This is a genomic window from Aeromicrobium choanae (genome assembly GCF_900167475.1).
Lineage (GTDB): Bacteria > Actinomycetota > Actinomycetes > Propionibacteriales > Nocardioidaceae > Aeromicrobium > Aeromicrobium choanae.
The window spans coordinates 1,174,423-1,190,776 of sequence record NZ_LT796768.1; the positions used below are offsets into that span (position 1 = coordinate 1,174,423).

The 16,354-nt window shown below is 71.5% G+C and carries 17 protein-coding genes; 14 read left to right on the plus strand and 3 right to left on the minus strand.

The genetic code is table 11. The features are described 5' to 3' along the window. Positions 1 to 61: 61 nt before the first annotated feature. From B5D60_RS05785 to B5D60_RS05800, 4 genes are all read left to right on the plus strand, one after another. The gene (locus tag B5D60_RS05785) at positions 62 to 880 is read left to right on the plus strand and encodes a DivIVA domain-containing protein (protein ID WP_078699268.1); all 819 of its coding nucleotides are present in this window, start codon (positions 62 to 64) and stop codon (positions 878 to 880) included. A 110-nt stretch (positions 881 to 990) separates the two neighbouring features. Further along, the gene (locus B5D60_RS05790; protein ID WP_078699269.1) at positions 991 to 1,938 is read left to right on the plus strand and encodes a spore germination YkwD domain-containing protein; all 948 of its coding nucleotides are present in this window, start codon (positions 991 to 993) and stop codon (positions 1,936 to 1,938) included. Beyond that, positions 1,938 to 3,398: a DUF1800 domain-containing protein gene (locus B5D60_RS05795; RefSeq protein WP_078699270.1), complete on the plus strand. Its 1,461-nt coding sequence runs from the start codon at positions 1,938 to 1,940 to the stop codon at positions 3,396 to 3,398. The genes B5D60_RS05790 and B5D60_RS05795 overlap by 1 nt, the downstream gene beginning before the upstream one ends. Next, positions 3,395 to 4,651, plus strand: a complete 1,257-nt coding sequence (locus B5D60_RS05800; RefSeq protein WP_078699271.1) for a DUF1501 domain-containing protein — start codon at positions 3,395 to 3,397, stop codon at positions 4,649 to 4,651. Before B5D60_RS05795 ends, B5D60_RS05800 begins: the two co-directional genes overlap by 4 nt. Positions 4,652 to 4,684: 33 nt before the next feature. On the opposite strand, the gene B5D60_RS05805 is transcribed toward B5D60_RS05800, so the two are convergent. Beyond that, the gene (locus tag B5D60_RS05805) at positions 4,685 to 5,092 is read right to left on the minus strand and encodes a pyridoxamine 5'-phosphate oxidase family protein (protein ID WP_078699272.1); all 408 of its coding nucleotides are present in this window, start codon (positions 5,090 to 5,092) and stop codon (positions 4,685 to 4,687) included. 40 nt (positions 5,093 to 5,132) lie between these two features. Here B5D60_RS05805 and B5D60_RS05810 point away from each other — a divergent pair, with 40 nt between their 5' ends. Genes B5D60_RS05810 through pgm form a run of 3 tightly spaced genes read left to right on the plus strand, consistent with a single transcriptional unit; the run spans position 5,133 to position 8,313 of the window. Further along, on the plus strand, positions 5,133 to 5,837 hold the full coding sequence (locus B5D60_RS05810) for a lysoplasmalogenase (RefSeq protein ID WP_172806266.1): 705 nt from the start codon (positions 5,133 to 5,135) through the stop codon (positions 5,835 to 5,837). Then, complete coding sequence (locus tag B5D60_RS05815; protein WP_078699274.1) at positions 5,834 to 6,679, plus strand: alpha/beta fold hydrolase; 846 nt, start codon at positions 5,834 to 5,836, stop codon at positions 6,677 to 6,679. Before B5D60_RS05810 ends, B5D60_RS05815 begins: the two co-directional genes overlap by 4 nt. Continuing rightward, entirely contained in the window at positions 6,676 to 8,313 is a 1,638-nt protein-coding gene (pgm, locus tag B5D60_RS05820) for a phosphoglucomutase (alpha-D-glucose-1,6-bisphosphate-dependent) (protein WP_078699275.1), read from the plus strand. Before B5D60_RS05815 ends, pgm begins: the two co-directional genes overlap by 4 nt. 1 nt (position 8,314) lies before the next feature. Here pgm and B5D60_RS05825 read toward each other — a convergent pair whose 3' ends face one another. Together B5D60_RS05825 and B5D60_RS05830 are read right to left on the minus strand one after the other, a co-directional pair. Further along, the gene (locus B5D60_RS05825; protein WP_078699276.1) at positions 8,315 to 9,079 is read right to left on the minus strand and encodes an exonuclease domain-containing protein; all 765 of its coding nucleotides are present in this window, start codon (positions 9,077 to 9,079) and stop codon (positions 8,315 to 8,317) included. Further along, the gene (locus tag B5D60_RS05830) at positions 9,072 to 9,602 is read right to left on the minus strand and encodes a hypothetical protein (protein WP_078699277.1); all 531 of its coding nucleotides are present in this window, start codon (positions 9,600 to 9,602) and stop codon (positions 9,072 to 9,074) included. Before B5D60_RS05830 ends, B5D60_RS05825 begins: the two co-directional genes overlap by 8 nt. Before the next feature lie 163 nt (positions 9,603 to 9,765). Here B5D60_RS05830 and B5D60_RS05835 point away from each other — a divergent pair, with 163 nt between their 5' ends. The 7 genes from B5D60_RS05835 to B5D60_RS05865 all read left to right on the plus strand — a co-directional run bounded on the left by B5D60_RS05835 (position 9,766) and on the right by B5D60_RS05865 (position 16,353). Continuing rightward, entirely contained in the window at positions 9,766 to 12,624 is a 2,859-nt protein-coding gene (locus B5D60_RS05835; protein ID WP_078699278.1) for a Na+/H+ antiporter subunit A, read from the plus strand. Continuing rightward, a complete protein-coding gene (locus tag B5D60_RS05840) occupies positions 12,621 to 13,079 on the plus strand; it encodes a Na(+)/H(+) antiporter subunit C (RefSeq protein WP_197684409.1) in 459 nt (152 codons plus the stop codon). The genes B5D60_RS05835 and B5D60_RS05840 overlap by 4 nt, the downstream gene beginning before the upstream one ends. A 76-nt stretch (positions 13,080 to 13,155) precedes the next feature. Next, positions 13,156 to 14,772, plus strand: a complete 1,617-nt coding sequence (locus B5D60_RS05845) for a Na+/H+ antiporter subunit D (RefSeq protein ID WP_078699279.1) — start codon at positions 13,156 to 13,158, stop codon at positions 14,770 to 14,772. Further along, positions 14,765 to 15,322: a Na+/H+ antiporter subunit E gene (locus B5D60_RS05850; RefSeq protein ID WP_078699280.1), complete on the plus strand. Its 558-nt coding sequence runs from the start codon at positions 14,765 to 14,767 to the stop codon at positions 15,320 to 15,322. The genes B5D60_RS05845 and B5D60_RS05850 overlap by 8 nt, the downstream gene beginning before the upstream one ends. Next, a complete protein-coding gene (locus B5D60_RS05855; RefSeq protein WP_078699281.1) occupies positions 15,319 to 15,588 on the plus strand; it encodes a monovalent cation/H+ antiporter complex subunit F in 270 nt (89 codons plus the stop codon). The genes B5D60_RS05850 and B5D60_RS05855 overlap by 4 nt, the downstream gene beginning before the upstream one ends. Continuing rightward, positions 15,588 to 15,917 (plus strand): monovalent cation/H(+) antiporter subunit G, encoded by a 330-nt coding sequence (mnhG, locus tag B5D60_RS05860; protein WP_078699282.1) that lies wholly within the window; start codon positions 15,588 to 15,590, stop codon positions 15,915 to 15,917. The genes B5D60_RS05855 and mnhG overlap by 1 nt, the downstream gene beginning before the upstream one ends. Positions 15,918 to 15,957: 40 nt before the next feature. Continuing rightward, positions 15,958 to 16,353, plus strand: a complete 396-nt coding sequence (locus B5D60_RS05865; protein ID WP_078699283.1) for a phage holin family protein — start codon at positions 15,958 to 15,960, stop codon at positions 16,351 to 16,353. The last annotated feature ends 1 nt before the right edge of the window (position 16,354 follow it).

Here is a 16,354-nt window from a genome sequence, read left to right on the forward strand (position 1 = left end):
ACCCGTCCCGCCTCCCGACGGCCTGCGGCGTGCTTGTCCCCTCTGAGACACTGGTGACACCATGAGCAGCCCCAACTCCTCCTTCCGCACCGTCATGCGTGGGTACGATCCCGCCGAGGTCGACGCCCACATCGCCACGCTCAAGGAGCACGCGAAAGCGCTGCGCCAGCAGATCGCCGAGGTCGAGGAGCGGCTGGCCTCGGTGACCGAGCCCAACTTCTCCCATCTCGGCGCCCGCGTGGGCCAGATCCTGAGCCTCGCCGAGGAGGAGTCGGCCACGCTGCGCAAGGCCACCGCCAAGGAGATCGAGAAGCAGCGCACCGACGCCGCCGACGCGGTGCGCCGGCTCCGCAAGGAGGCCGACGCCTACGACGTCACCACGCGCCGCGAGGCCGACGAGTACGCCGGCGCCACCCGGCGCGAGGCCGACGACTACGCCGAGGCCACCCGCACGGAGGCGCAGGCCGAGGCCGACCAGGTGCGCAAGCAGGCCCTCGACGAGGCCGCGAAGGTCACCGAGGCCGCCCAGGCCGAGCTCGACCGGATCACGGCCGAGCACCAGCGCGCCGTCGCCGACTTCGAGAAGGACCTCGCCGCCCGCCGGGCCGACGCCGAGACCCAGCGCGTCGAGGCCGAGCGCACCGAGCGCGAGCGCACCGACGAGGCCCACCGCCAGGCGATCACCATCGTCGAGAAGGCCAAGGCCGAGGCCGAGCGCGTCCGCCTCGAGTCCGAGCGCGAGGTCGCCGAGATCGAGCGCCGTCGCGAGAGCATCAACGCGCAGCTCACCAACGTGCGTCGTGCGCTGGCCAACCTCACCGGCGAGGATCCGCAGGGTGAGCAGGGCTCGCTCTTCGAGGCCTCCTCGGACCGCCCCTGATCCGAACGGACTAGACCCGGCCCATCCCCTGGGTGACGACGGCCCACCCCCTCGGGGGGTGGGCCGTTCTTTTGCAGTTTTTACCCCGTCGCTCCGTCATCCTCGGTCTCATGGGTCACCTCCGTCGCATCGCCACCATGCTCGTCGTGGCGACCGTCGCGACAGTGCTGGTCGGCGGCGCCATCGTCATCGCCGACGAGCGCGAGACCGCCCTCGGCCTGACCTCGACCACCGTGGTCACTCCCGCCGCCGCCAAGCCGGCCCTGCGCCTGAGTGCCACGCCTCGCACCGTGGACGCCGGAGGCACGGTGACCTTCGGCATCCGGACGTCGACGAAGCATCCTCGGACGGTCCGACTGCAGCGGTGGGACACGAAGCGCAAGGCCTGGCGCAACGCCGCCTCCCGCAAGGTCCGCGGCAGCGCGACCGTCCGGGTCAGGCCTGCGGCCGGAGCCACGCGCTACCGCGCCGTCGCGCCGCGGGTGAAGCACCGCACCGGCGGCCGGGTCCACCGTCACGCCAGCGCTCGTTCGACCACCCTCACCGTCACCGCCCGGGCGGCGAAGCGCGCCGCCCCGACGCGGCCGGCCACGCTCAGCGCCGACGAGAAGACCCTGCTCGCTGCGGTGCAGTCCGCCCGGAGGACGTACGCACGCCCCGAGGTGCAGTCGGCCGAGGATCGTGGCGCCGAGGCCTGCCTCACCGAGTCCGCCCGCCGACACTCCGCGTGGATGGCCTCCCGCGGCCGGGCCGTCGATCCCGGATCCGCCGAGCACCGTGGGGCCGGCCGCCAGGTGCCCGCCGCGGAGTGCCGGGGTCGAACCGTCACGGCCGTGACGCGGGCCCTGGGCGGAGCGAGCTCCACCACCGCGGTGCGCGACTCCGTCGATGCCTGGCTGTCCTCCCCCTACGGCGAGACGGGTCGCCTGCTGTCGCTGTGCCACCAGGCTCCCGGCTTCGAGTACGGCGTGGCCGCGCCGGCGGTGGACGGAACCCGCTGGCTCACCGTCCTGATCGCCTCCGACACGGCCACGACCAGGGCCTCGGGGGCCTGTTGATGGTCACCCTTCCCGGCACGCGGCCTCGGCTCCCCGAGTCCGCCCAGCACCTGGTGCGCCGCTTCACCTACGGGTACAACGGGCGCCTGGCCGCCGACGTCCTGCGCCACCAGGATGCCGACGCGTGGTTCGAGGCGCAGCTGTCACCGGGCGCCGACCCCGAGGCGGACGCCACCTTGGCCTGGTTCCCCCACCTGCGGGACTCCCCCGCCCTGGCCTGGGAGAACGCGCGAGCGGGAGTCCACAACGGTGGTCAGTACGGCCACGACCTCGTCCGTCATACCCTCAGCCGACGCGTGACGGCGCGGTTCCAGGTGCACGAGGTGATGGTCGACTTCTGGTCCAACCTGCTGCACATCCCCGCCGGCGAGGACTCGAGCTTCCCGTGGCGCATGGACTACGACGCCAAGGCGATCCGACCGCACGCCCTGGGCACCTACCGCGAGCTCCTGCGCGCGGCCGTGACCCATCCGTCGATGTCGGGCTACCTGTCCAACCATCGCAACACCAAGAGCCAGATCAACGAGAACCTGGGTCGCGAGCTGCTCGAGCTGTACACCGTGGGACGGACCGCGGGCTACAGCGAGGACGACGTGAAGAGCTCGGCCCGGCTGCTCACCGGGTTCACCGTGGCCGTCGGCAAGGACTACGCCGCGGGGTACGACCCGAGCCGGCACCACGTCGGCGCCGTCACCGTCCTCGGACGGAGGTTCGAGAACGCCGCCGCCGACGGCCGCGCCCAGGTCAACGCCTACCTCGACTGGCTCGCGGGCCGGCCCGAGACCGCCGCGCGCATCGCTCACCGGCTGTGCGTGCGATTCGTCAGCGACGATCCGCCGCAGAGCACGGTCGACGCCGTGGCCGCCACGTACCTCGACTCCGGCACGGACATCAAGGCCTGCCTGCGCACGCTCGTCCGCCATCCCGGCTTCCGCGCCGCGGCGTTCCGCAAGGCGCGCACTCCGGTGGAGGACGTGCTGGCCACCCAGCGCGCCTGCGACATCGTGCCGACCGGCGCGGGGTCGGGCACCCATCTCGACTCGTTCACCTGGCACTGCACCTGGACGGGGCAGGCCCTGTTCTCGTGGCCGCGGCCCGACGGCTTCCCCGAGAACTCCGACACGTACCTCTCCCCCGCCCGGATGCTGCGCACGTGGACCACCCACACGTGGGCCGCCAACACCACCAGCACCCTGACGCAGGCCACGAAGCCGCAGGTGCGCGACCTGATCCCGCCGGTGTGGCCCCTCCCCCTCGAGGACCTCGTGCACCACCAGGCCGTGATGATGACCGGGCGCCAGGCCACCCGTGAGACGGTCGACGGTGCCGCGAAGCTGATCGGCAACCCCGCCACCCACGTGTTCACCAAGGCCTGGGAACGCGACACCGGCTACCTCGCCTGGATGCTCACCCTCATCCGTACGGCGATCCTCAACGCGCCGGAGGCGATGCTGCGATGACCAACGGCCACGACGACGCCTGCGCCGACTACGGCGTCACCCGCCGCAACGTGCTGAAGTCCGCCGGACTCATCGGCATGGCCGGCGTCTCCACGGTGATGTTCGGCGACGTGCTGACGTCCACGGCGTACGGAGCCACGAACGGCAACATCCTCGTCGTGCTGTCGCTGCGGGGCGGCGCCGACGGCATGTCGATGATGGTGCCCCACGCCGAGCCGGCCTACTACGCCGCGCGGCCGTCCATCGCGGTCAAGAAGGGCGAGCTGCTCCGGCCCGACGCCACCTTCGGCCTGCACCCGTCGTTCGCGCCGCTGGCAAGCCTGTGGGACAGCGGCAGGATGGCCGCCATCCACGCCGTCGGACTGCCCACACCGAACCGCTCGCACTTCGAGGCGATGGAGCTGGTCGAGGACGCCGACCCCGGCTCGTCGGAGCGCATCGGCTGGCTCAACCGCGTGATCGGCTGCTTCACGTCCAACGACGTCTTCGACGGGATCCGCGTCGGGTCCACCGTCATGCCGACCTCGTTGATCGGGCCCGAGCCGTCGTTCGCGACGTCCGACTTCTCGTCCCTCTCGGTGCCCTGGGCCGACCACGCGACCCTCGGCCCGCGGCTGCGCTCGGTGCTCTCGACGATGTATCGCGACGCCGGGACCGTCATCGGGCGCGCGGGCCAGGAGGCCATCGCGCTGGACCGGCGCAGCGGCCCGATCGCCGCCGAGGAGAAGAAGGGGCCGCAGAACGGGGCGGTCTACCCCGAGCACAACGAGCTCGGGAAGGCCCTGGCGAGCTCCGCCGCGCTGATCCGCTCGGGTGTCGGGGTGCGCGCGATCGCGGTGGACTTCGGCGGCTGGGACCACCACGTCGACATCTCGTGGAGGATCAGCCGCCAGATCGAGCAGATGTCGCAGTCCATCGCGGCGTTCCTGACCGATCTCGGCCCGCACGCCTCACGCGTGACGATCGTGACGCTCAGCGAGTTCGGCCGGCGGTTGGGCCAGAACGGGGCGGCGGGACTCGACCACGGCTACGGCAACGCGGTCTTCGCGTTCGGCGCGGGCGTCAAGGGCGGCTACTACGCGAACTGGCCCACGCTCGCGAACGGGCGGCAGGTCGACGGCGACCTCGCCGTGACCACGGACTACCGCAACGTCCTGGCCGAGATCCTGCAGACGCGCTTCCCGGAGGTGGGGGTCGGGACCGTGTTCCCGGGGCTGGGCCGCACATCTCTGGGATTCATGTCGCCGCACTGATTCATGTCGCCGCACTGAGCGGTCCCGACCGGCTCAGCTGGCGAACTGACGCACGCGCCGGCCGCCGATCTCCTCGATCGTGATCGCGATGTGCGTGGACGCACCCGTCGCACCGGCCCACGAGCTCGGCAGTCGGGTGCCGAACGACTCCAGCTGCTCGGCGGTGGCCTCCTGGGCGGTTCCACGCACGATGACGCTCCAGCCGGTCTGGTAGGTGTCGTCGTGGTGATCCGCCTCCAGCACGAACCGCCGATCGACGATCGTCGCCAGGCCCGAGGTGCGGCTCGTGCTGATCAGGATCGTGTCGTCGTCGTACGCGTAGTTGACGGGCAGCAGCTCCAGGCGGTCGCCGGCGTCGAACGCGATCCGCGCGAACCGGCCGACCTTCAGCAGCTCACGGCACTCGTCCTGGTCCAACTCCTGGATCGTTCCGGTGCTCATGGATCCATTGTGCACGTGTGAGCCGCGTTACGGTGAGCCCATGAACTCGCTCCGGAGCCCCTGGCTCGCCGCCTTCGGCATCGCCGTCGTGGTGCACCTGGCCCTCGTGCTGGCGCAGGCCCAGCCCTGGGACAGCATCACCAAGTGCCTCCTCGCCCCTCTCCTCGTCGCGTGGGTGATCGAGCAGCGCGGTCCGCGACTCCTCGCGATCGCGCTGGTCCTCTGCCTGTTCGGTGACCTCTTCCTGGAGATCGACGGCCTCTTCATCGCCGGCATGGCGTCGTTCGCCGCGGCGCACGTGTGCTTCGTGACCTTCTTCGTCCGCCGCGGCGCCCTCGACGTGCTGCGCCGCACCGTCTGGATCCCGCTCGCCCTCGCGGCGGGAGCGGTCCTGCTGCTGGCCTGGGTGTGGTCGGGCCTCGAGCCGGGGCTTCGCGTCCCGGTCGTGGTCTACGCCCTGCTGCTCGCCTCGACGGCCGCCACGGCCCTCGCGGTCGACCTCCGGGCCGGCATCGGCGCGCTGCTGTTCCTGTTCAGTGACGGGCTCATCGCGGCGCGCATCGCCGACCGCGTCCCCGAGGAATCCGCGTTCGGCGGCTTCGTCGTCATGCTGACCTACTCGCTGGCCCTGTTCCTGCTCACCACGGCGATCGTCCAGAAGGAGGCGCGCAGCCGCGCCGCCGGAGGGTTCGATGCGACGCGGGCCACGGACTGCTGGCCGAAGCTCCCCGCGGGAGCGGTGTGAGCACCGTGGAGGCCGCGGGCCTCACCTTCGACCTCGACCTGTTCGGCCCCGAGGACGGCACGCCCGTGGTCCTGCTGCACGGCTGGCCCCAGGACCGCCGCTCGTGGCGCGGTGTCGCCGAGCGCCTCGCCGCCGAGGGGCTGCGGGTCGTCGTCCCCGACCAGCGCGGCTACAGCCCGGGGGCGCGTCCCGAGGGGGTCGAGCACTACCGCGCCGAGATCCTCGCCGACGACGTCGTCGCGATCATGGCGGCGCTCGGGCACGAGCGGTTCCACCTCGTCGGACACGACTGGGGCGCCGCGGTCTCGTGGGTCGCGGCCACCCGTCACGCCGACCGGGTGCTGACCCTGACGGCCGTATCCGTGCCCCACCTCGCGGCCTACAACGAGGCGCTGGCCGGCGACCCCGACCAGCAGCAGCGCGGCGCGTACATCGGCCTGCTGCGCCGGCCGGGCAAGGCGGAGGAGGTGCTGCTCGAGGACGACGGCGCCCGCCTGCGCGCGATGTACGGCGGCGACGTCGACCCCGAGGACGAGGCTGCCTACGTCGTGAAGCTCAGCGAGCCGGGCGCCCTCACGGCCACGCTGAACTGGTACCGCGCGATGGGTCCCGAGCTCTCGGCCACGCCCGACGTCACCGTGCCCACCACGTTCGTCTGGGGCGCCACCGATCTCGCGATCGGCCGCTACGGCGCCGAGCGCTGCGGCGACCACGTCAGCGGCGACTTCCGCTTCGTCGAGGTCGACAGTGGCCACTGGCTGCCCGACACCCACCCGGACCTGCTCACCTCCGAGATCGTCGACCGGGTGCGAAGCGTCGGAAACGGCATGATGGACGCATGACGGAGCGCGCAGGACAGCCGGCCGCGGCGGAGGACCTCGTCGACCTGGCCCATCTCGTGACGGCCTACTACACGTTGAGGCCGGACCCCGACGTGGTCGAGCAGCAGGTGGCGTTCGGCACCAGCGGTCACCGCGGGTCGAGCCTGAACACCGCGTTCAACGAGGCCCACATCGCGGCCACGACTCAGGCGATCTGCGACTACCGCGCCCACCAGGGCATCGACGGGCCGCTGTTCATCGGGCGCGACACCCATGCCCTCTCCGAGCCCGCGTGGGCCACGGCGATCGAGGTGCTCGTCGGCAACGACGTCGACGTGCTGGTGGACGACCGCGACGGGTACACGCCCACGCCCGCGGTGTCGCACGCGATCCTGCGGGCCAACCGCGGCCGGACCACCGGCCTGGCCGACGGGATCGTCGTGACGCCGTCGCACAACCCGCCCGCCGACGGCGGCTTCAAGTACAACCCGCCGCACGGTGGTCCCGCCGACAGCGACGCCACGTCCGTCATCGCGGCCCGGGCGAACGAGCTCATCGCCGCGGGCCTCTCAGGCGTGCGCCGCATCCCGTTCGCCCGCGCCCGAGCCGCCTGCCGGCCCTACGACTTCCTCGGGACGTACGTCGACGACCTCCCGAACGTGATCGACCTCGCCGCCATCGCGGGCGCCGGCGTGCGGATCGGTGCCGACCCGCTCGGTGGCGCGAGCGTGGCGTACTGGGGTGAGATCGCCGACCGGCACGGGCTCGACCTCACCGTGGTCAACCCGCTCGTCGACGGCACCTTCCGGTTCATGACGCTGGACTGGGACGGCAAGATCCGCATGGACTGCTCGTCGCCAGCCGCCATGGCCTCGCTCATCGAGCAGCGCGACCGGTTCGACGTGGCCACCGGCAACGACGCCGACTCCGACCGGCACGGCATCGTCACCCCGGACGCCGGCCTGATGAACCCCAACCACTTCCTCGCCGTCGCGATCGCCCACCTCTTCGGCGGCAGCCGCCCCGACTGGCCGGCCGGGGCGCAGATCGGCAAGACCCTGGTGTCGTCCTCGATGATCGACCGGGTCGCGCAGCAGATCGGCCGCCCGCTCGTGGAGGTCCCCGTCGGATTCAAGTGGTTCGTGCCGGGACTCATCGACGGCTCGTTCGGCTTCGGTGGCGAGGAGTCGGCCGGTGCGTCGTTCCTGCGGCGCGACGGGGGCGTGTGGACGACCGACAAGGACGGCATCATCGCGGCACTACTGGCCTCGGAGATCATCGCCACCACCGGCAAGACGCCGAGCGTGCTCTACGGCGAGCTGGTCGAGCGGCACGGCGATCCGGCCTACGCCCGCGTCGACGCCCCGGCCGACCGCGAGCAGAAGGCGCGCCTGGGGAACCTGAGTCGCGACGACGTCACGGCCACCGAGCTGGCCGGCGAGCCGATCACGGCGGTGCTGACGGAGGCTCCCGGCAACGGCGCGGCCATCGGCGGCCTGAAGGTGACCACGGAGTCGGCGTGGTTCGCCGCGCGTCCGTCGGGCACCGAGGACGTCTACAAGATCTACGCCGAGTCGTTCCGCGGAGCCGACCACCTGGCCGAGGTGCAGGCCGCGGCGAAGTCGGTGGTCGACGCGGCGCTGGCCTCGGACTGACTCAGGCGAACGGCCAGTTGAGGTCGGGGATCGTCAGCCCGCGGCCCAGCTCGTGCGCGCGCTTGTTCCAGTCCATCGTGCGCGCGGCGATCCAGTAGCGCTGCTGCGCCATGAGCATCGTCAGGCTCGATCCGATCGCCTTCTCGAAGCTCTTGCCCATCGTGATCGCGATCTCGCGCGCCGCGCGGGCGTCGTGGGCCGCGTCGTGCGCCCGGTCGAGGCGGACCCCGTAGTGCGCGGCGACGTCGGCCAGCCGACGCTGGCCCTCGCGCTCGCGGTCGATGCCCCAGTCGATGACGAACGGGTCGACGACGAGCAGCCGGTCCCAGTCGGGCTGGTCGAGGTCGTGACGGATGGCCTCGGCGCGCAGCAGCGTGAGGTCGAACGAGGCGTTGTAGACGACCAGGCCGATCCGGCGCTCGATCACGTCGTGGACCCAGGCCAGCACGGGACGCAGCGCCTGCGCCGACATCGGCGCGCGGGCGAGGTCGGAGGCCGTGATGCCGTGGATGTCGGCCGAGGACTCGGGGATCGGCACGCCGGGATTGACCATGCCCATGAGGTCCCCGCCGACGTCCGACAGCGCGGCGAAGCTCAGGATCCGGTCCCGGTGGGGATCGATGCCCGTGGTCTCGAAGTCGAGGGACGCGAGCGGCTGGCGGTACCAGGCATTCGGGTCCTCGCGCGGGGGCAGGACGTTCTTGGCGCGCCGTCCCGCGCCGGGACGACCCGGCTCGGACGTGGGACTGGCGGACGCTTCAGGCATGGGGTGGTTCCTCTCGGTGCTCGACGCTCGACTCTGCCGTCCCCGCCCGCGTCGCCGCGTCCCGTTCCGCCAACTGACCTCGTAGCTCGGAGACCTTCGACTTGCGTCGCCGCGCCGCGGTGATCGTGGCGATCAGGGCGAACGACGCCAGCACGCCCACGAGGGCGCCGAAGAAGGTCGCCCACTGGAAGCCGGGCGCCTCGTTCACCAGCGTGATCCATCCGGCATCCGACGCGCTGTTGTCGCCGAGGCTGATCGCCAGGGTGAGCCAGTTCGGCGCCGCCAGCAGCAGCGCCACCAGGAAGACGCCGACCTTCCACGGCCACTTCAGGAACGGGCGTCGGACCTGCCACACGACGAGCACCGGGAGGAAGCTGAAGATGAAGCCGTAGAACACACCCCAGAAGATGCCGACGGTCATGCGTCCGTCGACCTGGTTCCCGACACGTTGGGCCCACCAGCGCGGCAGAGCCGCGGCCAGCAGTCCGTAGACGACGAGAGCCGCCACCACGAGCACGAGCACGACGACGATCCGCCGTACCCAGATCTCGGCCCCGGTCCGAGTCCCGGGACCTTCTGACGGCAGACCTGGGGAACGGGAGTTCGCGGGGTCGGCCATGGCGCCCATTCTCGCACTCCTGCCGGACAGTTCACAGGGGGCTACCCGCTAGGGTTGAGCCGAGCCCATGGTCTTCCTCGTCGCGCTGCACTTTCTCGTTGCAGCGGCTTCCCCTGCGCTCGTCCGCATGCTGGATAGACGGGCTTTCCTGGTCCTCGCGCTGGTCCCGGCGGCGTCATTCGTGTGGCTCCTGGGGCCCGTTTCGCGGGCCACCGACGGCGATCCCACGTACGAGCGAGTGGCCTGGATTCCCCAGATCGGACTCGATCTCGACTTCGCCGTGAACTCCCTCAGCGGCATCGTGGCGCTGCTCGTCACGGGTGTCGGCTCCCTCGTCCTCGTCTACTGCGCCTGGTACTTCCGGCCCAAGGACACCGAGATCTGGCGCTTCTCCGGCGTCCTGACCGCCTTCGCCGGCGCGATGCTCGGCCTGGTGCTCGCGGACAACGTCTACGTGCTCTACGTGTTCTGGGAGCTCACGACCGTCCTGTCCTTCCTGCTGATCGGCCACAACCCCGAGCGCCGCGCCAACCGCCGTGCCGCCCTCAACGCGCTCATCGTGACCACGTTCGGTGGCCTGGCGATGCTGGTGGGCCTGGTCGGACTGCACCAGCTGAGCGGCACCGCGCGCCTGAGCGAGATCCTCGCCGATCCGCCCGAGCCGGGTGCCGCGGTGACCGCGTCGATCGCGCTGGTCCTGGTGGGCGCGCTCTCCAAGTCGGCCCTGCTGCCGTTCCACTTCTGGCTCCCGGGCGCGATGGCCGCCCCCACCCCGGTCAGCGCCTACCTGCACGCCGCGGCCATGGTGAAGGCCGGCATCTACCTCGTCGCCCTGCTGGCCCCCGCCTTCGCCGAGACCCCCGGCTGGCGCCCGGTGCTGATCGGCCTCGGCGTCGCCACGATGATCCTGGGCGGCCTGCGCGCGCTGCGGCAGTACGACGTGAAGCTGCTGCTGGCCTACGGCACCGTCAGCCAGCTGGGCTTCCTCATGGCCGTGGTCGGCGCGGGCACGCGGTCGGCCGCGTTCGCCGGGCTGGCCCTGGTGTGCGCCCACGGACTGTTCAAGTCGGCACTCTTCCTCGTCGTCGGCGTGATCGACCGCTCGGTCGGCACGCGCGACCTGCGCGAGCTGTCGGGCCTGCGGCAGGCCCGCCCCCTGCTCTTCGTCACCACCGTCGTCGCCGCGGCGTCGATGGCCGGCCTGCCCGTGCTGTTCGGCTTCACCGCGAAGGAGGCGGCGCTCGCCGCCTTCGTCGATCTGGGCCACGACCTCGGCCACCCGGCCTGGGGCCTGATCGCCCTCGCGGGCATCGTGATCGGCTCGGTGCTGACCGTCGCGTACAGCGCCCGCTTCGTCTGGGGCACGTTCGCCGACAAGCCCGGCGTCGAGCCGTGCAGGCCGCGCGACTTCTCGCCGTGGTTCGCAGCCGTGCCCGCCGTGCTCGCTGCCCTCAGCCTCGTCGCCGGTCTCGCCGGGCCGTTCCTGACCCCGCGGCTGGCCACCTACTCCGACCAGTTCCCGCCCGGTTCGCACGAGGCGGTGCTGACCCTCTGGCACGGCTTCACCCCGGCCCTGTGGCTCTCGATCCTCGCCGTCGCGGCCGGCATCGCCCTGTTCGTGTGGCGCCGTCCGGTGGCGGCCGCCCAGCACGCGATCGTCGACCGGCTCCCGTTCCCCGACGCCGAGCGCGCCTACCAAGCCGTCATGCGCGGGGTCGACCGCTTGGCCGTCGAGGTCACCGGCCGCACGCAGCGAGGCTCGCTGCCGGTCTACCTCGGCATCATCCTGGTGACGCTCGTCGTGGTGCCGGGCACCGCGCTCGTGCGGGCCTGGGAGCGACCCGAGGTCCGGGTCTCCGACAACCCCCTGCAGATCGTCGTCGGCGTCGTGATGATCGCCGCGGCCGTGCTCACCGTCCGGTCGCGCCGCCGTCTCCGCGCGGTGCTCCTGCTCGGCGTCACCGGCTACGGAACGTCGATCCTGTTCGTCGCCCACGGCGCCCCCGACCTCGCGCTCACCCAGGTGCTCGTCGAGACGTTCCTGCTCGTCACGTTCGTGCTCGTGCTGCGCCGTCTCCCCCCGTTCTTCAGCGACCGGCCGTTCAACATCGCCCGCTGGTGGCGGGTCGGCCTGGGCACCGCCGTGGGCCTCTCGGTGGCCGGGTTCGCGTTCGTCGCCACCAACGCCCGCACCGCCACCCCCATCTCCGCGGGCTGGGCCGAGCCGGCCTATGAGTACGGCGGCGGCAAGAACATCGTCAACGTGGCCCTCGTCGACATCCGTGCCTGGGACACCATCGGCGAGCTGAGCGTGCTCGTCGTCGCCGCGACCGGCATCGCGAGCCTGATCTTCCTGCTGACCGACCGCGCCGGACGCCAGGTCCGCCCGCGCCGCGTGGTCACCCCCGACTCCAACGCCTGGCTCGCGGCCAACCTCCACGACCAGCGCCGCTCGATCGTGTTCGAGATCGTCACCCGCCTGGTGTTCCACACGGTGATCGTCTTCTCGGTCTACCTCATGATCTCGGGCCACAACTCCCCCGGTGGCGGGTTCGCCGGCGGTCTCATCGCGGGCCTCGCGCTGATGATCCGCTACCTGGCCGGCGGTCGCGAGGAGCTCGACAACGCCGCGCCGGTCGACGCCGGATTCGTGCTGGGCCTCGGCCTCGCGGTGGCGGCCCTCTCGGGCCTGCTGCCCACGCTGCTCGGCGGCGGCGTCCTCCAGAGCGCCATCATCGACGTCCCGATCCCGGTGCTCGGCGAGCTGCACCTGGTCACGTCGGTCTTCTTCGACATCGGCGTGTACCTCGTCGTCGTCGGCCTCGCACTCGACGTCCTGCGCAGCCTCGGCAGCGGCATCGACGCCCACATGGAGGACGAGGACGGCGGCGCCCCCGACCCCCGGAAGGACCAGGTGCCGGTGTGACAGCGAACCTGATGCTGATCGCCGTCGTCGGCGTCCTCGTGGGCAGCGGGGTCACGCTCGTGCTCGAGCGCAGCCTGACCCGCATCCTCGTGGGCTTCGTCCTCATCGGCAACGGCCTGAACGTGCTGTTCCTCGTGGTCTCCGGACCCGCCGGCGCGGCGCCCATCCTGGGGCTGTCCGGTGACCCGATGGCCGATCCGCTGCCCCAGGCGATGGCGCTGACGGCGATCGTGATCACCCTCGGCACCACCGCGTTCGGGCTCGCGCTGGCGTACCGCGCCTGGCAGCTGACCGGCACCGACGACGTCCAGGACGACGTCGAGGACGACCTGATCCGCCGCCGCGCCGAGCGCGACGAGGTCTCGGCCACCTTCGACGAGGCCGACTCCGAGCTTCCCGACGAGGGCTACGCGGGCGACTCCACGCTCGCCCCCGAGGACGAGGTGCCCGCATGAGCGAGCGCCAGCGAGTGAGTCATGCAGCCCTCATGCCGGCGCCGGCGTACGGTGCTCTTTCCACGGAGGTGACGGCATGAGCGACGGCCTGCTGGACCAGCTGGTCCTCGCCCCCGTGATCCTGCCCCTGCTCGGCGCGGGCCTGTGCCTGGCGTTCGGCCGGTTCGCCGGGGCCCAGCGCGTCATCAGCATTCTCACGCTGCTGGCCGTCGTGGCCTCGGCCTCGGTGCTGCTGGTGCGCGCGGACCAGCACGGCCCGCAAGCGTTCAACGTGGGCGGCTGGCCCGCCGAGATCGGCATCAGCCTCGTGGCCGACCGGCTGAGCTCCCTGCTGCTGCTGATCTCGACGATCGTCACGCTGTGCGTGCTGCTGTACTCGATCGGCCAGGGCATCGTCGAGTTCGGCCGCGACACCCCGCTCTCGGTCTTCTACCCCACGTTCCTCGTGCTGAGCGCCGGCGTCTCCAACGCCTTCCTCTCGGCCGACCTGTTCAACCTGTTCGTCGGCTTCGAGATCCTGCTGGCGTCGTCGTACGTGCTCATCACCCTCGGCGGCACCGAGGCCCGCGTGCGGTCGGGAACGATCTACATCATCGTGAGCCTGGCCTCGTCGGCGCTGTTCCTGATCGCGGTCGCCTGCGTCTACGCCGCCACCGGCACCATCAACTTCGCCCAGCTCGCGCTGCGCATGCAGGACCTGCCCGACAGCACCGCCACGATGCTGCAGCTGCTGCTCCTGCTGACCTTCGCGGTCAAGGCCGCGGTGTTCCCCCTGTCGGCGTGGCTCCCCGACTCCTACCCCACCGCCCCGGCACCGGTCACGGCCGTGTTCGCGGGCCTGCTGACCAAGGTCGGCGTCTACGCGATGCTGCGGACCCAGACCCTGCTCTTCCCCACGCACGAGCTGCGCACGCTGCTGCTGTGGGCGTCGGTGCTGACGATGGTGGTGGGCATCATGGGCGCGGTCGCGCAGTCGGACATCAAGCGTGTGCTGTCGTTCACCCTGGTCAGCCACATCGGCTACATGCTCTTCGGCATCGCCCTGGGCAGCGAGCTCGGCGTGGCCGGCGCGATCTTCTACATCATCCACCACATCACGGTGCAGACCACGCTCTTCCTGGTCGCCGGGCTGGTGGAGTATCGATCCGGGACGACGAACCTCGACCGGCTCGGCGGGCTGGCCCGCTATGCCCCGGTGCTGTCCGTCATGTTCTTCGTCCCGGCCATGAACCTCGCCGGCATCCCGCCGTTCTCGGGCTTCCTGGGCAAGCTGGCGCTGCTCGAGGCCGGCGTCGAGGCCGGCGACTCGCTCGCCCTGCTCGGCGTCGGGGCCGCCGTCGCCACGAGCCTGCTGACGCTGTACGCCGTCGCGAAGATCTGGAACCGCGCCTTCTGGCAGCCGCTCGCCGATCCCGAGGACGACACCCCGGTGCCGTTCGGACCGGCCGGACTCGGTGGCTCGCTGCACGGCCGCAGTGGCGTCTCGACCGCCACCCAGCGCGAGACCACCTGGAAGACCGACACCGAGGGTGAGCGACTGCCGTCCCGGATGGCGCTGCCGACGATCGCACTGGGCCTGGTCACCATCGCGCTCACCGTGTTCGCCGGCCCGCTGTTCGCGATGACCGAGCGCGCCGCCGACGAGCTGCACGAGCGCACTCCCTACATCGAGGCGGTGCTGGGCGATGGCTGACCGCGCACGGGGCCTGCACGTGTGGCACGTCCCGGTGATCCTGTGGCTCACCGTCGTGTGGCTGCTGCTGTGGGGCGAGGTCACCCCCATCAACCTCATCGGCGGTCTGCTCGTCAGCGCGATCATCGTCATGGTCTTTCCCTTCCCCCGCGTGTCGGTGGACGGAACGGTCCGGCCCTGGGCCTCCGTGGTGCTGATCACGCGGTTCCTCGCCGACCTCAGCGTCGCGAGCTTCGGCGTGGCCTGGCTCGCCATCCGTCCGAAGGCGCCGCCGCCCAGCGCCGTGCTGAGGATCGACCTCGTCAGCAGGTCCGAGCTGCGCCAGACGCTCACCGGAGAGCTGATCTCGCTGGTGCCCGGGTCGCTGCTCATCGAGCTCGACTCCGAGGGCCAGCGGATGTGGCTGCACGTGCTGGACGCCGGCACCCCCGAGCGCATCGAGACCGCCCGCCGCAAGGCCCGGATGCAGGAGCACCGCCTGCTCAAGGCCATCGGCACCAAGGCCGAGATCAACGAGAGCGAACGCCGACTCCTCGAGGAGCACGCATGACCTTCGTCGGAATCGTCTGCGCCGCACTGCTCGGCCTCACGGGCCTGCTGTGCCTCGTGCGCATCGTCCGCGGCCCGACCATGCTCGACCGCACCGTCGCGTCGGACGTGTTCGTGGCCGCGTGCGTCGGCGCGATCGGCGTCGAGGCGGCGATCGGGCGCCACAACACCACCCTGCCGATCCTCGTGGCGCTGGCGCTCGTGGCGTTCCTCGGCTCGGTCAGCATCGCGCGCTACGCCGCGCAGGCGTCGGGCGGTGGCCAGTGATGGACTGGAGCCTGGCCGTCGACGTCCTCTCCGGCACCCTGCTGATCCTGGGGGCCGCGTTCGCGCTGGTCGCCGCCATCGGCGTCGTGCGCTTCCCCGACGTGCTCACCCGCATGCACGCGGCCACGAAGCCCCAGACGTTCGGGCTGCTGCTGATCCTGGCGGGGCTGGCCCTGCGGATCGAGAGCGTGGGCGACCTCACGCTCGTGGCCGTCGTCGCGCTGTTCCAGCTGCTGACGGCCCCGGTCTCGGCGCACATGGTCGGCCGCGCCGCGTTCCGGGCCGACCAGGTCGATCGCGAGGCGCTCGTCGTGGACGAGGGCGACTGAACGCTGGGCAGCAGCCCATCGGGGGCCCTAGAGTTCGGGCATGATCCGATTGCTCATCCGCGCGGCCATCAACCTCGTCTCCGCCGCCATCGGCCTGCTCGTGGCCAACGCCGTGCTGGACGATCTCGAGGTCACCACCTCAGGATTCGTCATCACGGTCGTGATCTTCGCCCTGGCGCAGGCGATCCTGTCCCCGTTCATCCTCGTCGTGGTGAAGCGCAACGCCGAGGCCTTCCTCGGCGGCGTCGGCATCGTCTCCACTCTCGTGGCGCTGTGGATCGCCAGCCTCTTCGGCGATGCCCTGACCATCTCGGGCCTGAGCACCTGGCTCATCGCCGCGGTGATCGTCTGGCTCGCCGCCGCGCTCGCCTCGTTCCTGCTGCCGTTCATCCTGCTCAAGGCCGGCGTCGAGAACGCGCGCGAGCGCCGCGCCTGAC